Source organism: Providencia sp. PROV209, from assembly GCF_028479485.1.
Lineage (GTDB): Bacteria > Pseudomonadota > Gammaproteobacteria > Enterobacterales > Enterobacteriaceae > Providencia > Providencia alcalifaciens.
The window spans coordinates 475,081-494,609 of the sequence record NZ_JAMPNR010000001.1 but is presented as its reverse complement, the minus strand read 5'-3'; the positions used below and the strand labels follow the sequence as shown (position 1 = coordinate 494,609).

The following is a 19,529-nucleotide window of genomic DNA, read 5'->3' as shown; positions in this document are numbered from 1 at the left end:
TGCTACCAATGGAATTATCCTCACTGACCGCTGTATCCCCGATTGACGGCCGTTACGGTGATAAAGTCAGCGCTTTACGCACTATTTTTAGTGAGTTTGGCTTACTGAAATTTCGTGTGCAAGTTGAAGTTCGCTGGCTGCAAAAACTGGCGGCAACCGCTCAAATCAAAGAGGTCCCTTCATTTGATGCTGACGCAATCGCTTACTTAGACGAAATCGTCGCGAATTTCAGCGAAAATGATGCAATGCGTATCAAAGAAATTGAGCGTACAACCAACCACGACGTTAAAGCAGTCGAGTATTTCCTGAAAGAAAAAGTAGCCCATATTCCTGCTCTGCATGCCGTTTCTGAGTTCATTCACTTTGCTTGTACTTCAGAAGACATCAACAATTTGTCCCATGCATTAATGCTGAAAACCGCTCGTGAAGACGTTTTACTGCCACAATGGCGTCAAATCATCGATAAAGTTAAAGCAATGGCTCACGAATATCGTGAGTTACCGTTACTCTCTCGCACACACGGGCAGCCAGCAACCCCATCAACTATTGGTAAAGAATTTGCAAACGTCGCTTACCGTTTAGAGCGCCAATATCGCCAGTTAGAGCAAGTCGAAATTTTAGGTAAAATCAATGGTGCCGTTGGTAACTACAACGCACACATTGCCGCTTACCCAGAAGTTAACTGGCACGAGTTTAGTGAAACTTTCGTGACCTCACTCGGCATTAAATGGAACCCATTCACAACCCAAATCGAACCACACGACTATATCGCTGAACTGTTTGATTGTGTTGCGCGTTTCAATACGATCGTTCTGGATTTTGACCGTGATATCTGGGGCTACGTTGCGTTAAACCACTTCAAGCAAAAAACCATTGCTGGTGAAATTGGTTCATCCACCATGCCACATAAAGTGAATCCTATCGACTTCGAAAACTCAGAAGGTAATTTAGGTTTATCCAATGCGGTATTAGGTCATTTAGCAAGCAAACTCCCTGTTTCCCGTTGGCAACGCGACCTGACTGACTCGACAGTTCTCCGTAACTTAGGTGTCGGTTTGGGCTATGCACTGATCGCTTACCAATCCACGATGAAAGGGTTGAACAAATTAGAAGTTAACGAACAACACTTGCTGGATGAGTTAGATCAAAACTGGGAAGTGTTAGCAGAACCAATTCAAACTGTTATGCGTCGTTATGGCATTGAAAAACCATATGAAAAATTGAAAGAGCTCACTCGAGGTAAACGCGTAACCGCCGAAGGCATGAAGCAATTTATCGATGGTTTAGCACTGCCAGAAAGTGAAAAAGAGCGCCTAAAAGCCATGACACCGGCAAACTATATTGGTTATGCAGTAAGCTTTATTGATGAAATCAAGTAATTAATCATATTAAGAACAGATGGCTTATTGTCATCTGTTCTTTTTATTTTCAAATATTTTCAGATTCGACTATTTTTCCGATCCGTTTGCCTTATATTTACTTAAGATCTTGTCCCTTGTCCCATCTCTTTTTACCATACCAATTATAATATTATTATTTACATGCTTTATATGAGGTTCTCAGATGCGCATTCTTATCGTAGAAGATAACGCCCTACTTCGTCATCATTTAACCGTTCAACTCAAAGAATTAGGTCATCAAGTGGATTCAGCTGAAGGCGCAAAAGAAGCTGATTACTTTTTGAATGAAAGCCATCCTGATATTGCTGTTGTCGATTTAGGTCTTCCTGATGAAGATGGGCTTTCCATGATCAAACGCTGGCGCAGTAACCATGTCAGTATTCCGCTTTTAGTGTTAACGGCGCGAGAAAGTTGGCAAGAAAAAGTGCAAGCGCTTAATAGCGGAGCAGATGACTATGTCACTAAGCCATTCCAATTAGAAGAGTTAGTTGCCCGTATGCAAGCGCTCATGCGCCGTAATAGCGGATTGGCATCCCAAGTGTTAGAGCTTGAAAATTTTGTCATCGACCTCTCTCGTAAAGAATTTACCGTCAACGGCGAATCCGTCAAACTGACCGCCTTCGAATACACCATCATTGAAACACTACTGCGTAATAATGGTAAAGTGGTCAGTAAAGACTCTTTAATGCGTCAACTTTACCCAGATGCTGAGCTACGTGAAAGTCATACTATCGACGTTCTCATGGGGCGTTTACGTAAAAAAATCCAGCAGTTCCATGCTCAAGAGGTTATTGTGACTGTTCGGGGTCAAGGCTACCGTTTCGATGTGAATAACTGATATGCGATTTCGTAAATTTAGGTTCAAACCACTTTCTTTACAGGCCCGTTTTATTTGCGCGACCTCAGCCGTGATCCTCGCCTTAACCTTAGCCTATGGAATTGTGGCCGTCGTCGGGTATTTGGTAAGTTTTGACCGCACAACCTATACCCTATTACGCAGCCAAAGTAACCTAATTTACAGCCTTGCCCAGTGGCAAGATAGTAAAATTGATATCCGAGTTCCGCCTAACTTTACGCTGAATAACCCCTCTTTGATTATCATTTATGATAAAAATGGGCAGGTTTTATGGCGTCAACGGGAAGTTCCCAGCATCGAGCGCCTCATTCAACTCGATTGGCTCAAAAAAAATGGGTTGTATGAAATCGACACTGATATCGATGAAACTCGTCAATTACTGAATAATAATCCTGACTACAGTAGCCGACTTAACGATATCGATAATGTCGATGAACCATTAACTCACTCAGTTTCGGTCAATCAATATTTAGAAACCGAAACCATGCCACCGCTCACCATTGTTGTTGTGGATACCTTACCGCAAGATTTGCAAAATACTGGGGTTGTCTGGGATTGGTTTGGTTATGTGATACTCGCCAACTTCCTGCTGGTCATTCCACTGTTGTGGCTTGCCGCATACTGGAGTGTCCGCCCCATTAAGTCATTAATTTCACAAATTAGTAGTCTTGAGAAAGGTGAGCGAGAAACACTGGATGAAAATCCACCAGCAGAACTCAGAGGATTAGTCCGCAATCTAAATATTTTGTTGAGTAACGAACGAAAACGTTATAGCAAATATCGCACAACCTTGTCAGACCTGACTCACAGTTTGAAAACACCGTTAGCGGTTCTGCAATCTACATTAAGGCTGCTACGCTCCGGCAAAGAGATGACTATCGAACAAGCCGAACCCATCATGCTGGAGCAGATAGGTCGAATCTCCCAACAAGTCGGTTACTATCTACACCGCGCTTCAAGCCAAGGTGATGAGAACCTCATGTTACGGGAAATTGCGTCCGTCCCCTCTATCTTAGATAGTCTATCCAGTGCGCTACATAAAGTGTATCAAAACAAAGGTGTCTCAATCACCGTAGACATTTCCCCTGAAATCACATGGTTAGGTCAACCGAATGATTTTATGGAGGTGATGGGCAACATTATGGAAAATGCTTGTAAATATTGCCTTGAGTTTGTGGAAGTCACCGCCCTTGCGGGTCACGATAGTCTAACAATTTTTGTGGATGATGATGGTCCAGGTGTTCCTGAAAGTAAGCGTAGCCTGATATTTATGCGTGGACAACGCGCCGACACACTACGACCGGGGCAAGGTCTAGGGTTATCTATTGCGGTCGATATCATCGATCAATACGATGGTGAAATCATCATTTCGGATAGCCCACTAGGCGGTGCTAGGGTCGCCGTCACATTTAGACAGCAAGCCGTCATTGAAGATAGTTAATCTGTGAACTGACGCCCTCTAACCCCTGTTTTACAATCCATTTCCGGTATACTATTTAGGAAGATTTGTCATAACTAGGGAACAATAAGATGGATTATAAACTGAATCTTGACTGGCAGAGTTTTCTGGACAGTCATTGGCAGAAACGACCTCTGCTTATCAAACAGGGTTTTACGCGTTTTATTGATCCTATCTCGCCTGATGAGCTCGCGGGATTAGCGATGGAAGATGAAGTGGATAGCCGTTTAGTCAGCCATAAAGATGGCATCTGGCAGGTAGCTCACGGACCTTTCGAAAGCTACGATCATTTAGGTGAAGAAAACTGGTCGATTTTGGTCCAAGCGGTTGACCACTGGCACCACCCAAGCGCCCAACTTATGAAACCTTTCCGCGTTCTTTCTGACTGGCGTATGGACGATTTAATGATTTCCTACTCAGTGCCGGGAGGCGGCGTGGGTCCTCATTTAGACCAATACGATGTGTTTATTATTCAAGGCGAAGGTCGTCGCCATTGGCGTGTTGGGGAAAAAATCCCAATGAAACAACACAGTCCACATCCAGACTTGCTCCAAGTACAACCTTTCGATGCCATTATTGATGAAGAAATGGAACCCGGTGATATTCTGTATATCCCACCAGGATTCCCACATGAAGGTTACGCTATTGAGCCATCCCTAAACTTTTCTGTCGGCTTTCGTGCACCCAATGCGCGTGAACTCATGAGCAGCTTTGCTGACCATTTAATTTCTAATGATTTAGGCAGTTATCGCTACAGTGATCCTGACCTCTCTTTCCGTGATAACCCGGCTGAAATTCTGCAAGGCGAACAAATTAAATTACGTGAAATGATGGAGTCTCTGATTAACGACCCTGAATTATTCCGTAAATGGTTAGGTGAATTTATTTCTCAGTCGCGCCACGAATTAGACTTAGCGCCGCCAGAGCCGCCTTATGAACAAAATGAAATCTATAACCTACTGAAAGATGAGCAAGAAACCTTATATAAACTCAATGGGTTACGAGCACTTCGCGTGGGTGACCAGTTCTTTGTTAATGGTGAGTCTTTAGAGACTAAATGCTATGAAGCCGCAGACAGCCTGTGTCGTTTCGATGCGGTCAGCTATACAAATCTTGGGGATGCCCTTGACGATGTGAATTTTATCGCATTAATTACCGCACTGATTAATAGTGGATATTGGTATTTTGACGACTAATTATTTTTATAATTAGCCGTTAATAATAGCAAAATGCCCCGAATGTCATCATCTCACATCGGGGCATTTTTATTGTCACTTTTTATATTAAGAACGTATCAAAAACTATTTCTCGGTATTACGCTTTGCATGAATAGCCGTTAATTCCGCAATTCGCATAATCACACTCACCGCCTGCTCCATACCTTCTTGAGTAATAAACTCATGTTTACTATGGAAGTTATAGCCACCCGTGAAAATATTCGGGCATGGTAAGCCTCGGTATGATAGCTGCGCGCCGTCCGTTCCCCCACGGATCGGCTTGATGACAGGTTCAATATCACAGTCCAACATCGCTTGTTTAGCTAATTCAACAACATGTGGATATTTCATCACTTCTTTATGCATATTGTAGTAACTATCATCCAATGTCAGCTCGATATAACAGCTTGGGTGCAGGCCTTCACCCACTTTTTCTGCGATACGGATAATATTTTTCTTTCTCGCTTCAAAATTGGCTAAGTCAAAATCGCGGATAATGTAGTTCATTTCGGCTTTTTCTACATTCCCCTTAATCGATGTTAGGTGGTAAAAACCTTCATAACCTTCCGTATTTTCAGGCGTCTCTTCAACAGGTAGCATAGCGTGAATACGGGTCGCCAAACCCAATGCATTCACCATCACACCTTTCGCATTACCGGGATGGGTATTATTTCCCACGATTTTGATAGAGACGTTAGCTGCATTGAAGTTTTCAAATTCAAGCTCACCGACACCGCCACCATCGACGGTATATGCCCAACGAGCATCAAACTCTTTGAAATCGATATGTTGTGCGCCGCGACCAATTTCTTCATCTGGCGTAAAGGCGACACAAATTTTTCCATGAGGAATATTTTGCCCTTCTAAACGTACTATCGCGGTAATAATTTCCGCGATACCGGCTTTATCATCCGCGCCTAATAATGTTTTACCGTCTGTCATGATCAACGTTTTGCCAATCATTTCGTGCAATACAGGGAACATGACAGGTGATAAAACTTCATCACCAATACCTAACGCTATATCCCCGCCTCGATAATTTTCAAGAACTTGCGGACACACATTTTTACCTGAATAATCAGGGGCGGTGTCCAAATGTGAAATGAACCCAATTGCCGGTACATCCCAATCCACATTGGATGGCATCATTGCCGTTAAGCAACCATGCTCGGTTAGCGTCACTTTTTCAAAGCCAAGTAAATTAAGTTCTTTGGCTAAAGCGCGGGCAAATTTTAGTTGACCTGTACTACTAGGTACTGTTTTTGCATTCAGTTTTGATTGTGTATCAAAAGCAGTATATTCAAAAAACCGCTCCAAGAGTTTGTCCATGCTACCTCCCCCTAAATATCAATGGGGATATTATGGGAAAGATCACAGAAACAATTATTGTCTCAAATCAGATTTGCAGCTAAAGAGTGAGCAAGATAACTAATTAATTTAATTTTATAGTTCATTTCCTACTGCATTTTTGGATAACTCATTGCGTTAAGTACTATGTTATATAATGGATATCTTATATAACTAAATCCACTATAAAATAATTTATTGGATGGAGGCACAATGACAAAAACATTTTTAATTTATGGTGTAAGCAAAGGATTAGGCAAAGCATTCGTTGAAGCTCTACCTGATTACACTGATACCGTTTATGGTGTTTCCCGCTCTGAGCCGCCCTTTAAAAACCCACGATTTCATTGGCTTCCCGCGGATCTGAGTGACTCTCAATCCGCATTGACTATCAAAAACCATATAGGGGAACAGCCCATTGATGTGCTTATTTATAATGTGGGTATATGGGAAAAATTAGCCTTTACCGCTGAATATGATTTTGAATCCACCAGCGATATTGAATTACTGACCATGATTCAGACCAATATCAGCGCCTGCCTATTAAATATAAAGGCGCTATTGCCCAACTTACGTTTGGGGAGCAATAGTAAAATTATTTTAATTGGCTCAACATGGGGGCTCGATAATCATAATGGTAAAGAGGTGACATTTAGTGCAACAAAATATGCACTGCGAGGGATTGTACAATCGTTAAGGGAAACCTTACGCCAAGATAAAATCGGTATTTCAATTTTGAACTTAGGCTATCTAGCCACAGAATTCCCGCTATCGATGCCTATTGATGAAGTCATTGCGAATAGTGAAGGAACGTTAATCCCATTACAAGATGTGCTGAATGCCGTACGTTTTATTCTGAGTACAAGCAACGCGACTTGTGTAAAAGAGATAACAATGCCAGCCATGCTGGATGAAAACGTTTGATCGTCATGCAATTAGGGAGCTATCGCTCCCTACTATTATCATGATTTGTGATTGAGTTTTGCAAGTAAGTCATCCACATAGTCACTCACAACTTTGCTCGCTAAACCATAATGGCGCTCTTCAAATTCACTTTCTACTTGGCTAGGTTCTAAGTTTAGCTGCACCGTATGAGCCCCTTGCAAACGCGCTTCATGCACAAAGCCCGCTGCCGGATAAACGTGTCCTGATGTGCCTATCGAAATAAACAGGGTCGCTTCCCCTAATGCTTGGTAGATCCTATCCATTTCAAATGGCATCTCCCCAAACCACACGATGTGCGGGCGTAAAGGTTGGGGAAATTGGCAACAGTGACAACGTTCCTCAACCGATAAATCCCCTTTCCACTCCAGAACTTGGTTCGACCAATTACAACGCACTTTGAGTAATTCTCCATGCATATGCACAACACGCTTGCTACCCGCACGCTCATGTAAATTATCAATATTCTGAGTAACGAGCAGAAATCTATCCCCAAGAGCGTGCTCTAATTTTGCTAATGCATAGTGCGCTGCGTTTGGCTGAATATCCTCTTGCTGTAACTGGCGACGACGTTCATTATAAAAATGCTGAACTAATTGGGGGTCACGCGCAAAACCTTCGGGTGTCGCAACATCTTCTACGCGATGCTCTTCCCACAAACCATCTGCTGAACGAAACGTTTGAATTCCTGACTCCGCAGAAATACCCGCACCCGTTAATACAACCACGTTAATATTTTGCATACACAACAGTTTATTATCAATGTAGTAAGAACGATTACGAAGTCGCTGACGGCGTTTGCATTTGTTTTTACTTGCTTTTTTCATTCTACGGCGAAATCGCAACATCGGAAATTTCCTTTCATCCTTGCAATGAATTTGTCGAAATACAACTCTAGTAAAAAAATCTAATGACAATAATTATGTCATTTATACATAATTTGAATAGTAACATACTAGCATCCATCATCCTCAGCAAAGTAAAACAATTATCCCAATAATCTCGAGTTAATAACTTTTTTATTATCAAAAGGACATTTTTTTCACTTTTTGATGACAAAAAACTTTATCCTCATCACACCTAACCGCTAAAATACCCATCATCTCTCTATTTTTGATTTTATAATTTGAAGGATTGGCATGGAAAAGTTTTTTGAAAGAATGATGTACGCATCACGTTGGATCCTCGCACCCATCTATTTAGGGCTATCGCTGACATTGCTCGCGTTAACCATTAAATTTTTCCAAGAAGTTTTTCATATCCTGCCAAATATTTTTGCCATTCCAGAGTCAGATTTAATCCTAACTCTGCTCTCACTGATTGATATGGCGCTGGTTGGTGGTTTACTGGTGATGGTCATGTTTTCAGGCTACGAAAACTTCGTCTCGCAGTTAAACTTGTCAGATCATCATGAAAAACTCAATTGGATTGGCACGATGGATGCCACCTCATTGAAAAATAAAGTGGCAGCCTCCATTGTCGCCATTTCATCAATCCACTTATTAAAAATTTTCATGAACCTCAAAAACGTCGAAAACGATAAACTTATGTGGTACGTGATATTACATCTGACCTTCGTGCTGTCGGCGTTTGTAATGGGCTATCTCGATAAAATGACCAAAAAAAACAAGTATTAATCACTAATACAGCTAATAGACAGAAAAGGAAGCCAATGTTAGCTTCCTTTTTGATTAACCTACGGTGTGTCCATTATTTTTTTAAGAATGGCAAAATGTGGCTCATTAATTGCTCAGGACACTCTTCTGTCACAAAGTGACCACATTCACCAAGTATCGTGCCTTGTAACTGAGTCGCCCGCCCTTGTAACGTCTGTTGTGGGGCATCTCGTGTTGCATGGTCGGCCCCAATCGCCAAGACTGGCATGGTCAATTTTTTCTGCGCCCGCACTTTATTTTGCTCGATAGTTTTAGGGATAGCTCGATAGTAAGCAAACCCAGCTCTCAGTCCGCCCGGTGAAGAATACGCATCAATATAAGTTTGTGCTGCAACACGATCACGACGATATGCCCAATTATCAAAGATAAAATTGAGATACTCACTCTCTTTGCCCGCGGTCAGCATTTCAGGCAAATCATGGACTTGGTTAAACATAAAATGCCAAAGAAAGATATTATCCTCAGGCGCAACAAAGATACTGGGTGCAGGTGCCAACCCTGGAATAACCGCTTCGGTTAACGCAATTTTGTTCACTTCTGATGGATAATCACTCGCCAGTGCATACCCCACCCACATGCCAATATCATGCCCTATCACTGAATAGTGAGGATGACCCAATTGCTTCATCATTTCGTGTAATGTCGTTGCGGCAGCGCCCGTATCATAGCCCTTGTCTGGCTTATCTGAATACCCTGTTCCCAGTGGATCGACAGCAATCGCGGTATAACCATTAGCAGCAAGTTCTGTCATCACATAACGCCATGTATACCACGTTTGCGGCCAGCCAGGAATCAATAATACCGGCTCCCCTTCCCCTGCGGTAACATAGTGAAGGCGCTGCCCGTTCACTTTCACATAGTGATGTTGAAAGCTGGCTTCATTCGCCTCAATGGTTGGAAGCGCAGCACTTTTGACTGTTTGAGTTAGATTTCCTGCTGCTAACGTAGCTGTTGCTTGCAAAGAGAGCGTCATCAGGGAGACGAGCAACACCTTTTTAAATACCGAATTCATATTTGTTCCATACACTTTTATGTGAGTAAAAAGCCACTCATTCACGAGTCGCATCAATTATTTGTCGATCAACAATAAATAGGTTAAAGGTTTTTTCAATTCTTTGTCAATCGATAAACAATAATTATTTGTCATTCGACAAAGAAGTGATAATATGAATGCATTATCACATAGAGGAGCAATTGTTATGGCAGGAAGACCGAGAGAGTTCGACCGTGACGCGGCATTGAATAAAGCTAAGCTTGTCTTTTGGCAGCGGGGCTATGAAGGCACGTCGATGTCTGATTTAGTGTCTGCACTGGGAATTGCATCTGCACGTATTTATGCCGCATTTGGCTCAAAAGAGAATCTTTTTCGTGAAGCTATTGATCTTTATCTTAATCAAGAAGGTGCTTTTGCAGATACTGCCCTGCAAGAACCCAATACCCGTTTCGCTATAGAGCAATTGTTAACCCAAGCCGTAGAAACCTATACCCAGAAAGAACATCCTCAAGGCTGTATGGTGGTACTCTCACTCACTAACTATGCCAGTGAAAATGAAAATATCATGTCTTGGTTAGCCAGTTATCGACAAGCTCGTACTACGGCTATCATGCAGCGCCTAAAAGATGGCGTGATCGCGGGTGATTTACCCTCTAATACCGACACTCAAGCGTTAGGTCATTATATTGCAACACTATTTCATGGCATTTCCATTCAAGCGCGCGATGGAGTGAGTCAAACACATTTACTGGCCATGGTGAATGTTGCAATGCGTGGTTTTGATTCATTTACAGCAACATCAACACGCTAATTTTAAGCGTGATTTCTAGGATAAAGCACAATGTCACCATTAAATGCATCCGCCCATCATTCATGGGTATGTACATGGCTTTCTACCTCACAACCCACAACGGACGAAGCATTTCCATTTTCTCTGGAAATACCAACATCATTGTGCGAACAAACCTTATACCAAACATTACGTATCACGTTAGGGGGTAACAAACTGCGTTTTGTTTTCTCAAACCGCTATGGCTCTCAACCTTTAGTTCTAGGAGATAACGCCATTACCGTGACGCCCCCTTTAGGAGAATCATGGACGGCTCCTATTCAGTTTAATGGTCAAGCTCAGGTCACTATCCCTGCGGGGCAAGTGATATACAGTGATGAAATAGCGCATCCCATCGCCGATTTATCCGAGATAATATTGCTCAGCTACTTTCCTGAGCTCACTCCCGTGGAAACCTTCCATTGGGATGCTCGTCACTACTCTCAATTAGCATCAGGCAACTGTGTTCATAAAGCCTATCCCAATAACAGTATGCCAATCAGTTCGCGTTTATTATTAGAACGCGTTGATACTCAATCCGATACACATAATCAAACGGTTGTCGTGATTGGCGATTCGATGGTAGATGGTAACGGCGTCGAGACGAATCGTTATCATCGCTGGGTTGATTTCCTTGCCGAGCGTGCCATTTCTCATAAAACCGCCGTAGTCAATGCAGGGCAATCGGGGTCCCGTTTGCTAAAAGATGGCATTGGGATCAGTACATTATCTCGCTTTCATCGCGATGTTATTGACTTGGAGGGCGTCACCACGTGTATCGTTCAAGTCGGCTTAAATGATATTGGGCTCGCGCAAACAGCCCTCGCCCCAATAAACTGTATACCGACTGCCTATGAATTAATCGAAGGGTATCGGCAATTAATTCGCCAAGCTCATGAACATCATATTCGCGTAGTGGGTGTCACGCTCGTTCCATTACGTTCTACAGAAGAATATGGATTAGAAAATTTCTATACTCCCGAGAAAGAAGTCATTCGCCAAGAAGTGAATCAATGGATGCGTAACAGCGGTGAATTTGATGCTGTGATTGATAATGAACAATGGGTTCGCGACCCTCAAAAACCTCAACAATTGGCTTTAGTCTATGATTCTGGTGACCATCTCCACCTTAATTATGCTGGGCATATACTCATTGCCAACGCGATTTCCCTTGATGACATTATTGGTATTTAAAACAGCAAGGCGCGAACACTTCTTCGCGCCTCATTAACTAGCCATTCTTTGATATGGCTTAACATAATCTTCAGTCTCATTATCACCCTTTATGTTACTATGCTCCCACCCTAAATCATCTTGGATAGCGGAATGAGTGAACATTTCGTCGGTAAGTATGAAGCCGAAATTAAATTCATATTGCCCAATTCAGACACATTTCTGGCGCAACTTACCCAGGATAACGCTGAAGTATTAACAGTGAATAATCATGAAGTTGATGATTTTTTTGATTACCCTGATAACCCGTTAGCTACACAAAACATCAGTATGTCGGTCAGAGAGATGACCCCATCAGGAATTAAACTGTGGATTGTCAAAGGACCCAGTTCATCTGAATGTAAAGCGATAGATATCGCAGACTGCCAGCATGTCAAAAATATGCTGACCACATTAGGTTATCAGTGTTACCTCACCCTCGCTAAGCAACGGAGTATCTACTTTTTAGATGATATCCATATCACCATTGACTACTTAGAGGGCATTGGCTGGTTTGCTGAATTTGCGATTATGACTGATGATGAGAGTGAGTTAGACAACTTGTACATAAAGTTACTGTCCACCGCCGAAAAGTACGGTTTTAATGAGGACTTAATTGAAACGCGTAGCTACAAGCAGATCTATCTCGAGTGTATGGCTAAATAATGAAAGGCGGCGCGAATATCATCATCCGCGCCGAATAGATTACTGCCCGCTTAAAATACGGGCTGGGTCTAATTTACTGGCACGTCGTGCTGGGTACCAACTTGCCAATAAACTCAAAATCACTGTCGTGAAGAGAACATAAACCACATCCATCACATGCAGCTCAGAAGGCAAGAAATCAATAAAATAGACATCTCCGGATAAAATAGGATGACCGATAATCACTTCCAATCCTTTAATCAGCGTCGTCAAATTTAACGAAACTAGCACTCCCAACACCACACCGATTAATGAGCCAATCAATCCACCAATCAACCCATACCACAGGAAGATCGCACGAATTTGCCTATCTTTTGCCCCTAATGTCCGTAATACAGCGATGTCGCTACTTTTGTCTTTCACTGCCATCACCAACGTGGAAACAATGTTAAAGCACGCTACACCGATGACTAAAATCATCGCTAAGTACATGACGCTACGTACGACTTGAATGTCATTGTACATATAGCCGTAATCGCCAATCCAGCTTTTCACCACAACGTGATGCATGGTTTTAAGACCCGCGTCATACACCACTTTATCGGCTTCAAAAGGATCTTTAGCTTTAATTTCAAAGCCACTGATACCATTACCATAACCTAAATATTCCTGAGCATCCGCCAGCGGAACGAGAGCAAGTTGATGGTCAAGCAAACCACTTAAGCGAAAAATACCCGTGACTTGAACACGAATGCGTCTAGGTTGTTGAATTTTCATGCTGTCATCAGTATTAGGGATCATGATAGTCACCCAATCCCCTACTTTCACATTCAACGAGTTAGCAACCCCTTGCCCCAAAATAATTGATTGTTTCCCCGCCTCAAAGTGCTGCCAAGCATCATTCAAAATAAACTCAGGTAACGCACTCACTTGCGATTCTGTTTCATGGGATACGCCCATAATCTGAATTGCTTTAAGATTGGCACCACGCTCAAGTAACCCCGTAAAATTCACATAAGGGCTAACCGCTTGTACACCGGGCGTTTTACGAATGACATTTTGAGCAAATTCCCAATCTTGATAAGGCGCTTCTACTGCATAAATTTGCCCATGCGGTACCACGGAGAGAACTCGGTTATTTAGCTCTCGCTCGAAGCCATTCATGGCACTTAAACCGATAATTAATACCGCAACACCCAATACAATGCCCAGCGTCGACACAATCGACACCAAAGACACCATCCCTGTCCTGCGGCGTCCTCGGCTAAATCGCAATGCCGCTAAAAGCGTCAGTGGCATGTTAATCATTACATTGCCCCCAACGTAATTTCCTGTTGCAGATGGCCATCACGCATTTCTAAACGACGGGATAAACGATTTGCAAGTTTCATATCGTGGGTAACCACCAAAAACGCCGTTTTTTGCTTGCGGTTTAATTCCCCTAGCAATTCAAAAATTGCATCCGCATTACGTAAGTCGAGGTTACCCGTAGGCTCATCTGCCAAGACTAATGCAGGGTCATTTACGAGCGCTCGTGCGATGGCCACTCGTTGACGTTCCCCGCCCGATAGCTCTGATGGGCGATGATTTGCGCGATGCTCAAGCCCTACTGCCGTCAACATTTCAGTCGCTTTCGCTAACGCAGTCGCTTTTGCCACACCACCAATTAACAGCGGCATTGCCACATTTTCTAATGCAGTAAAATCAGGTAATAAGTGGTGAAACTGATAAATAAAGCCTAAGTCTTTATTTCGAATAGCCGCACGCGCATCCGATGAAAGCTGGTTAATATGCTGCCCGCGGAAAATAACATTACCTTGAGACGGTGTATCTAGCCCACCCAGTAAATGTAATAAGGTACTTTTCCCTGAACCTGAACTCCCAACGATAGCCATTGTTTCGCCTTCGTTCATCGTGAAGCTGACATTTTTTAACACTTCTGTGGAGAGTGTGCCTTCTTGATAAATTTTGCTTAAATGTTCACAGACCAGAAGTGGTTGGTTATTCATATCGTAAAGCCTCAGCAGGTTGAACCGCTGCCGCACGCCAAGAAGGATAAAGCGTCGCCAGCAAAGAAATCAGCATCGCGCAAAGCGCAATAATTAGAATACCCGGATAATCGAGTACAATCGGGAGTGTAACTCCACGTGGTAATAAGCCAATTAACGGCATAATGACATTTAATTGGCTCGATAGTAGCGTGCCCAGAACAGTACCAATTAAAGTACCAATAATGCCCGCTCCTGCGCCTTGGATCATAAAGATAGTCAGAATTTTACTACGCTTTAGCCCTAAGGTTTTCAAAATCGCGACTTCGCCTTGTTTTTCCATCACTAATAACGATAACGACGTAATAATATTAAACGCTGCAACGGCAATAATCAGGCTCAGTAATAGCCCCATCATGTTTTTTTCCATTCTGACAGCTTGGAAAAACTCACCTTTGCGCTCACGCCAATCTGTCCAAACTAAGCCTTCTGGCAGCGTCTGCTTACTTGCCACATCCACTTGTAATGGTTCATCTAGGTATAAGCGCCAGCCTGTAATATTCCCCGCAGGATAACGCAACATACGCGCTGCATCCGGTTGAGCAACGATCAGCTCACTGGTATCTGCTTCCCCATTCGTTTGGAAAATGCCCGCAACCGTGAATAAGCGTTGGCTTGGTATGCGTCCCATTGGCGTGAGTTGACTGACACCAGGAATGATTAAACGGATTTGGTCACCACGTTTCACACCGAGTGTTTCTGCCAGTCGATTCCCGAGAAAAACGTTATATTCGCCATCAATTAAATCGTGGCGATCGCCGCTGATCAGCTTATCCAGAAGCAATGAGGATTCATCAGAACGAATTCCGCTCATCATCCCCACCCCGACGTTCGTTCGGCTTTGCAAAACCACTTCCGATTGAACAATCGGCTCGATTTTTTTCACGCCGTGTAAATTTTTCAAGTCCGTAATAGGATGTTGATTAGGATCGATATTTCCGGTACTTGAAGTCAATATAGCCTGTGGCATATAAGCAAGTATGCTATCTTGTAACGAACGTTCGAAACCATTCATCACGGACGTTACGGTAATCAATGCCGCAACACCAAGCGTAATGCCAATCGCCGACAAGCTGGACACAAAACGTCCAAATTTATCGACCGCACGCCCACGCATATAGCGTAGACCTATAAAGAGTGAGACAGATTGATGCATGAAAACGTAATGTCCCTGTTGCCAAAGCGAAGTGTTCAGGGATAATAAAGGGTACGATAGATGAATGGAACCACCCAACCGCGCTTTTGTGGTTTTTTTTGTTATTAATACTATTTGTTTAGATCACTTTCAGACTACTCAATGAGTTCTGTGGGTCGTTTAATTAATTTTTAATTGCCTAACTAATCATTAATTAACTAGTTAGCTATGAGAAGCTGAATATTTCTATGTCGTCAAATTATCGTTATGAACTTCCAAGTCGTGCTGGAGATGTCCGCCATTTAGGCTGTTTAATCGGTGCTGCGGGTCCTTTAGAATGTGCAGAGATGATCGAGCGCCATCAAGGACCTGTCGTCATTGTCACCCGTGATATGCAAAATGCATTGCGTGTTCATGATGAACTTCAACAGTTTACCCAATATCCGATCGAAACCCTCTCTGATTGGGAAACGCTACCCTACGATAATTTTTCGCCGCATCAAGAAATCATTTCTCACCGTTTATCCACGCTATACCGCTTACCAACCTTGCAAAAAGGGGCGTTGATTCTGCCGGTCAATACCTTGATGCAGAAAGTCTGCCCTGTCGATTTCCTTGCTGGGCATGCTTTAGTGATGGCAAAAGGCGATAAGCTCTCGCGTGATAACCTTCGCGAAGAGCTGGATAAAGCGGGATACCGCCATGTAGAACAAGTGCTAGAGCATGGTGAATATGCGATTCGCGGGGCTTTGCTTGACCTTTTCCCGATGGGAAGCGATTTCCCCTTTCGTATCGACTTTTTTGATGACGAGATTGACAGCCTGCGCACCTTTGACGTGGATACCCAGCGTACCTTAGAAGAAGTTAATGCCATCAATTTACTTCCAGCGCACGAATTTCCGACAGATAAAGACGCTATCGAGCGCTTTCGTAGTCAATGGCGTGAACGCTTTGAAGTTCGCCGTGACCCAGAACATATTTATCAGCAAGTCAGCAAACAAACACTACCAAGCGGTATTGAATATTGGCAACCCTTGTTCTTTGCGGAGCCATTACCGTCTTTGTTTGAATATCTACCTGCCAATACCCTGTTTGTTTCACAAAACTTACAAGAACCCGCTGAACGCTTCCAACAAGATGCTCAGCAACGTTATGAAAACCGTGGCGTTGACCCAATGCGCCCATTACTTCCGCCAAGCGAATTATGGTTAACCGTTGAACAACTGAATCAAAACTTAAAAAATTGGCCTCGTGTTCAGCTTTCTACGGAAAAACTGCCTAAAAAAGCCGCTAATACCAATTTAGATTATCAGCCACTTCCTGATATTAGCACGCAAGGACAAGGTAAAAATCCGCTAGAAAAGTTGCGACAATTCACCGAACAATTTGATGGCACTATCGTGTTTTCTGTTGAGAGTGAAGGTCGTCGTGAAACGGTCAGTGAACTACTTGGGCGCCTAAAAATTCGTCCTGACATCATCAGCAATTACTTCAGCCAAACTCAAGGTCGATTTGCCATCACCATTGGCGCAGCAGAACATGGCTTCATCCAGCCCGAAAGTCACCGCGCTTTAATTTGTGAAAGTGACTTACTGGGTGAACGCGTGGTGCGTCGCCGCAGTGATCAACGTCGAACTATCAATACCGATACACTGATTCGCAACCTTGCGGAATTACGTCCTGGTCAGCCCGTGGTACATATTGAGCATGGGGTTGGTCGTTACCAAGGTTTAATCACCCTAGAAGCTGGGGGTATTCCTGCAGAATATTTAATTCTTACCTATGCTGGTGAAGATAAACTGTATGTGCCCGTCTCTTCATTGCATTTGATTAGCCGCTATGCAGGAGGTGCCGATGAAAATGCACCGCTGCATAAACTGGGTAGCGATAGTTGGGGACGTGCGCGCCAAAAAGCAGCGGAAAAAGTGCGTGATGTGGCCGCTGAACTTCTGGATATTTACGCTCAACGTGCCGCCAAAGCCGGCTTTGCATTTAAACATGATAAAGAGCAATACCAAGAATTTTGCCAAGGCTTCCCATTTGAGACCACCCCAGACCAAGAGATGGCAATTAACGCGGTATTAAGTGATATGTGCCAACCGTTGGCGATGGATCGCTTAGTCTGTGGCGACGTTGGTTTTGGTAAAACAGAAGTGGCGATGCGCGCAGCATTCTTGGCCATCAATAATAATAAGCAAGTTGCGGTACTGGTTCCCACCACATTATTAGCGCAGCAGCATTACGATAATTTCCGTGACCGATTTGCCAATTGGCCTGTGCGTATAGAAATGTTATCGCGCTTTAAAACGGCGAAAGAACAACAACAAATTATTGCTGAAGCCGCAGAAGGTAAAGTTGATATTTTGATTGGCACTCATAAATTGCTACAAAGCGATATTCAATGGAAAGATCTCGGTTTGCTGGTTGTGGACGAAGAGCATCGATTTGGCGTTCGCCACAAAGAGCGTATTAAAGCGATGCGAGCCGATGTCGATATTCTCACCTTAACCGCAACGCCAATTCCACGAACCTTGAATATGGCAATGAGTGGCATGCGTGATTTATCGATTATCGCCACCCCACCAGCTCGCCGTTTAGCCGTGAAAACCTTTGTACGCCAATATGATGATTTAGTCGTGCGCGAAGCCATTCTACGTGAAACTCTGCGTGGGGGTCAGGTTTACTATTTATATAACGATGTCGAAAATATCGAAAAAGCCAAAGCACGCCTTGAAACACTAGTGCCTGAAGCACGATTCGTTGTCGGTCATGGGCAAATGCGTGAACGTGAGCTTGAGCGTGTGATGACAGATTTTCACCATCAACGCTTTAACGTTTTGATCTGCACAACAATTATTGAAACAGGTATTGATATCCCAACCGCCAATACGATTATTATTGAGCGAGCCGACCACTTTGGTTTGGCGCAGTTACACCAATTACGCGGTCGTGTGGGTCGTTCCCACCACCAAGCTTACGCCTACCTGCTCACACCACATCCAAAAGCTATGACAACCGATGCGCAAAAACGTCTCGAAGCAATATCCTCTCTTGAAGATTTAGGTGCTGGATTTGCATTGGCAACTCATGATCTGGAAATTCGTGGTGCAGGTGAGTTATTAGGTGAAGATCAAAGCGGACAAATGACCACGATCGGTTTCACTCTATACATGGAGTTATTGGAAAGTGCGGTCGACGCCCTGAAAGAAGGACGAGAGCCGTCACTTGAAGATCTGACTCATCAGCAAACAGAGGTGGAATTGCGTATGCCAGTGCTACTTCCTGATGAGTATATCCATGATGTAAATATTCGCCTTTCATTCTATAAACGGATTGCTAGCGCTAAAGATCACACTGAGCTGGATGAACTCCGGACTGAATTAATTGACCGTTTTGGGACATTACCGGATGCGGGTAAATTCTTGCTATCTACAGCAGGCATTCGTTTACAAGCTCAAAAGCTGGGTATGAAGCGTATTGAAGCCCACGAAAAAGGCGGCTTTATTGAATTCAATGAGCGCAATAAAGTTGACCCAATGTTCCTGATTAGCTTACTGCAAAATCAACCTAAAACCTTCCGTATGGAAGGTCCTGTTCGATTAAAATTCTTCCATGATTTATCGGACAGAGCCACTCGCTTAGCATTTATAAAACAGCTTGTTGCTGATTTTGATGAACATCAGCTAGCTTCATAGGCTCAATATTGAACAACAAAAAAGCCATCAATTCATGTTGAATCTGATGGCTTTTTTATACTGTCTGAATGTAA

Annotated in this window: 16 protein-coding genes; 10 read left to right on the top strand and 6 right to left on the bottom strand. The window is 43.3% G+C overall.

Annotated features, from left to right (window positions below; translation table 11 throughout):
* The first annotated feature begins 8 nt into the window (after positions 1–8).
* From purB to PR795_RS02305, 4 genes are all read left to right on the top strand, one after another.
* Entirely contained in the window at positions 9–1,379 is a 1,371-nt protein-coding gene (gene purB / locus PR795_RS02320; RefSeq protein ID WP_006661453.1) for an adenylosuccinate lyase, read from the top strand.
* A 184-nt stretch (positions 1,380–1,563) separates the two neighbouring features.
* A complete protein-coding gene (phoP, locus tag PR795_RS02315) occupies positions 1,564–2,238 on the top strand; it encodes a two-component system response regulator PhoP (RefSeq protein ID WP_006660839.1) in 675 nt (224 codons plus the stop codon).
* 1 nt (position 2,239) lies between these two features.
* Positions 2,240–3,697: a two-component system sensor histidine kinase PhoQ gene (gene phoQ, locus PR795_RS02310; protein ID WP_006660838.1), complete on the top strand. Its 1,458-nt coding sequence runs from the start codon at positions 2,240–2,242 to the stop codon at positions 3,695–3,697.
* An 89-nt stretch (positions 3,698–3,786) separates the two neighbouring features.
* Positions 3,787–4,911, top strand: a complete 1,125-nt coding sequence (locus tag PR795_RS02305) for a ribosomal protein uL16 3-hydroxylase (protein ID WP_006660837.1) — start codon at positions 3,787–3,789, stop codon at positions 4,909–4,911.
* 105 nt (positions 4,912–5,016) lie between these two features.
* On the opposite strand, the gene pepT is transcribed toward PR795_RS02305, so the two are convergent.
* A complete protein-coding gene (gene pepT, locus PR795_RS02300; protein WP_006661452.1) occupies positions 5,017–6,261 on the bottom strand; it encodes a peptidase T in 1,245 nt (414 codons plus the stop codon).
* A gap of 231 nt (positions 6,262–6,492) precedes the next feature.
* Here pepT and PR795_RS02295 point away from each other — a divergent pair, with 231 nt between their 5' ends.
* Positions 6,493–7,203 (top strand): SDR family oxidoreductase, encoded by a 711-nt coding sequence (locus PR795_RS02295; RefSeq protein WP_006660835.1) that lies wholly within the window; start codon positions 6,493–6,495, stop codon positions 7,201–7,203.
* A 38-nt stretch (positions 7,204–7,241) separates the two neighbouring features.
* Here the strand turns inward: PR795_RS02295 and cobB are convergent, their stop codons facing one another.
* A complete protein-coding gene (gene cobB, locus PR795_RS02290) occupies positions 7,242–8,066 on the bottom strand; it encodes a Sir2 family NAD+-dependent deacetylase (protein ID WP_181480918.1) in 825 nt (274 codons plus the stop codon).
* A 294-nt stretch (positions 8,067–8,360) separates the two neighbouring features.
* On the opposite strand from cobB, the gene PR795_RS02285 reads away from it, so the two are divergent.
* On the top strand, positions 8,361–8,858 hold the full coding sequence (locus PR795_RS02285; protein ID WP_006661450.1) for a TIGR00645 family protein: 498 nt from the start codon (positions 8,361–8,363) through the stop codon (positions 8,856–8,858).
* A 73-nt stretch (positions 8,859–8,931) separates the two neighbouring features.
* On the opposite strand, the gene PR795_RS02280 is transcribed toward PR795_RS02285, so the two are convergent.
* Entirely contained in the window at positions 8,932–9,909 is a 978-nt protein-coding gene (locus PR795_RS02280; protein ID WP_272516603.1) for an alpha/beta fold hydrolase, read from the bottom strand.
* A gap of 187 nt (positions 9,910–10,096) precedes the next feature.
* On the opposite strand from PR795_RS02280, the gene PR795_RS02275 reads away from it, so the two are divergent.
* The 3 genes from PR795_RS02275 (at position 10,097) to PR795_RS02265 (ending at position 12,598) form a co-directional block, all read left to right on the top strand.
* Positions 10,097–10,702: a TetR/AcrR family transcriptional regulator gene (locus PR795_RS02275; protein WP_036961329.1), complete on the top strand. Its 606-nt coding sequence runs from the start codon at positions 10,097–10,099 to the stop codon at positions 10,700–10,702.
* Positions 10,703–10,732: 30 nt separating this feature from the next.
* Complete coding sequence (locus tag PR795_RS02270) at positions 10,733–11,914, top strand: SGNH/GDSL hydrolase family protein (RefSeq protein ID WP_181480026.1); 1,182 nt, start codon at positions 10,733–10,735, stop codon at positions 11,912–11,914.
* A 132-nt stretch (positions 11,915–12,046) separates the two neighbouring features.
* A complete protein-coding gene (locus PR795_RS02265; protein ID WP_272516602.1) occupies positions 12,047–12,598 on the top strand; it encodes a class IV adenylate cyclase in 552 nt (183 codons plus the stop codon).
* A gap of 39 nt (positions 12,599–12,637) precedes the next feature.
* On the opposite strand, the gene lolE is transcribed toward PR795_RS02265, so the two are convergent.
* Genes lolE through lolC form a run of 3 tightly spaced genes read right to left on the bottom strand, consistent with a single transcriptional unit; the run spans position 12,638 to position 15,781 of the window.
* Positions 12,638–13,885, bottom strand: a complete 1,248-nt coding sequence (gene lolE, locus PR795_RS02260) for a lipoprotein-releasing ABC transporter permease subunit LolE (protein ID WP_006660828.1) — start codon at positions 13,883–13,885, stop codon at positions 12,638–12,640.
* The gene (gene lolD / locus PR795_RS02255) at positions 13,885–14,586 is read right to left on the bottom strand and encodes a lipoprotein-releasing ABC transporter ATP-binding protein LolD (protein WP_006660827.1); all 702 of its coding nucleotides are present in this window, start codon (positions 14,584–14,586) and stop codon (positions 13,885–13,887) included. The genes lolE and lolD overlap by 1 nt, the downstream gene beginning before the upstream one ends.
* Entirely contained in the window at positions 14,579–15,781 is a 1,203-nt protein-coding gene (lolC, locus tag PR795_RS02250; RefSeq protein ID WP_036975479.1) for a lipoprotein-releasing ABC transporter permease subunit LolC, read from the bottom strand. The genes lolD and lolC overlap by 8 nt, the downstream gene beginning before the upstream one ends.
* Before the next feature lie 227 nt (positions 15,782–16,008).
* Here lolC and mfd point away from each other — a divergent pair, with 227 nt between their 5' ends.
* The gene (mfd, locus tag PR795_RS02245; RefSeq protein WP_006661442.1) at positions 16,009–19,455 is read left to right on the top strand and encodes a transcription-repair coupling factor; all 3,447 of its coding nucleotides are present in this window, start codon (positions 16,009–16,011) and stop codon (positions 19,453–19,455) included.
* The last annotated feature ends 74 nt before the right edge of the window (positions 19,456–19,529 follow it).

Excerpts from the sequence above, each read along its gene's own strand:
- purB (WP_006661453.1), top strand. The coding sequence starts at position 9 with ATGGAATTATCCTCACTGACCGCTGTATCCCCGATTGACGGCCGTTAC.
- phoP (WP_006660839.1), top strand. The coding sequence starts at position 1,564 with ATGCGCATTCTTATCGTAGAAGATAACGCCCTACTTCGTCATCATTTA.
- phoQ (WP_006660838.1), top strand. The coding sequence starts at position 2,240 with ATGCGATTTCGTAAATTTAGGTTCAAACCACTTTCTTTACAGGCCCGT.
- PR795_RS02305 (WP_006660837.1), top strand. The coding sequence starts at position 3,787 with ATGGATTATAAACTGAATCTTGACTGGCAGAGTTTTCTGGACAGTCAT.
- pepT (WP_006661452.1), bottom strand. The coding sequence starts at position 6,261 with ATGGACAAACTCTTGGAGCGGTTTTTTGAATATACTGCTTTTGATACA.
- PR795_RS02295 (WP_006660835.1), top strand. The coding sequence starts at position 6,493 with ATGACAAAAACATTTTTAATTTATGGTGTAAGCAAAGGATTAGGCAAA.
- PR795_RS02285 (WP_006661450.1), top strand. The coding sequence starts at position 8,361 with ATGGAAAAGTTTTTTGAAAGAATGATGTACGCATCACGTTGGATCCTC.
- PR795_RS02280 (WP_272516603.1), bottom strand. The coding sequence starts at position 9,909 with ATGAATTCGGTATTTAAAAAGGTGTTGCTCGTCTCCCTGATGACGCTC.
- PR795_RS02275 (WP_036961329.1), top strand. The coding sequence starts at position 10,097 with ATGGCAGGAAGACCGAGAGAGTTCGACCGTGACGCGGCATTGAATAAA.
- PR795_RS02270 (WP_181480026.1), top strand. The coding sequence starts at position 10,733 with ATGTCACCATTAAATGCATCCGCCCATCATTCATGGGTATGTACATGG.
- PR795_RS02265 (WP_272516602.1), top strand. The coding sequence starts at position 12,047 with ATGAGTGAACATTTCGTCGGTAAGTATGAAGCCGAAATTAAATTCATA.
- lolE (WP_006660828.1), bottom strand. The coding sequence starts at position 13,885 with ATGATTAACATGCCACTGACGCTTTTAGCGGCATTGCGATTTAGCCGA.
- lolD (WP_006660827.1), bottom strand. The coding sequence starts at position 14,586 with ATGAATAACCAACCACTTCTGGTCTGTGAACATTTAAGCAAAATTTAT.
- lolC (WP_036975479.1), bottom strand. The coding sequence starts at position 15,781 with ATGCATCAATCTGTCTCACTCTTTATAGGTCTACGCTATATGCGTGGG.
- mfd (WP_006661442.1), top strand. The coding sequence starts at position 16,009 with ATGTCGTCAAATTATCGTTATGAACTTCCAAGTCGTGCTGGAGATGTC.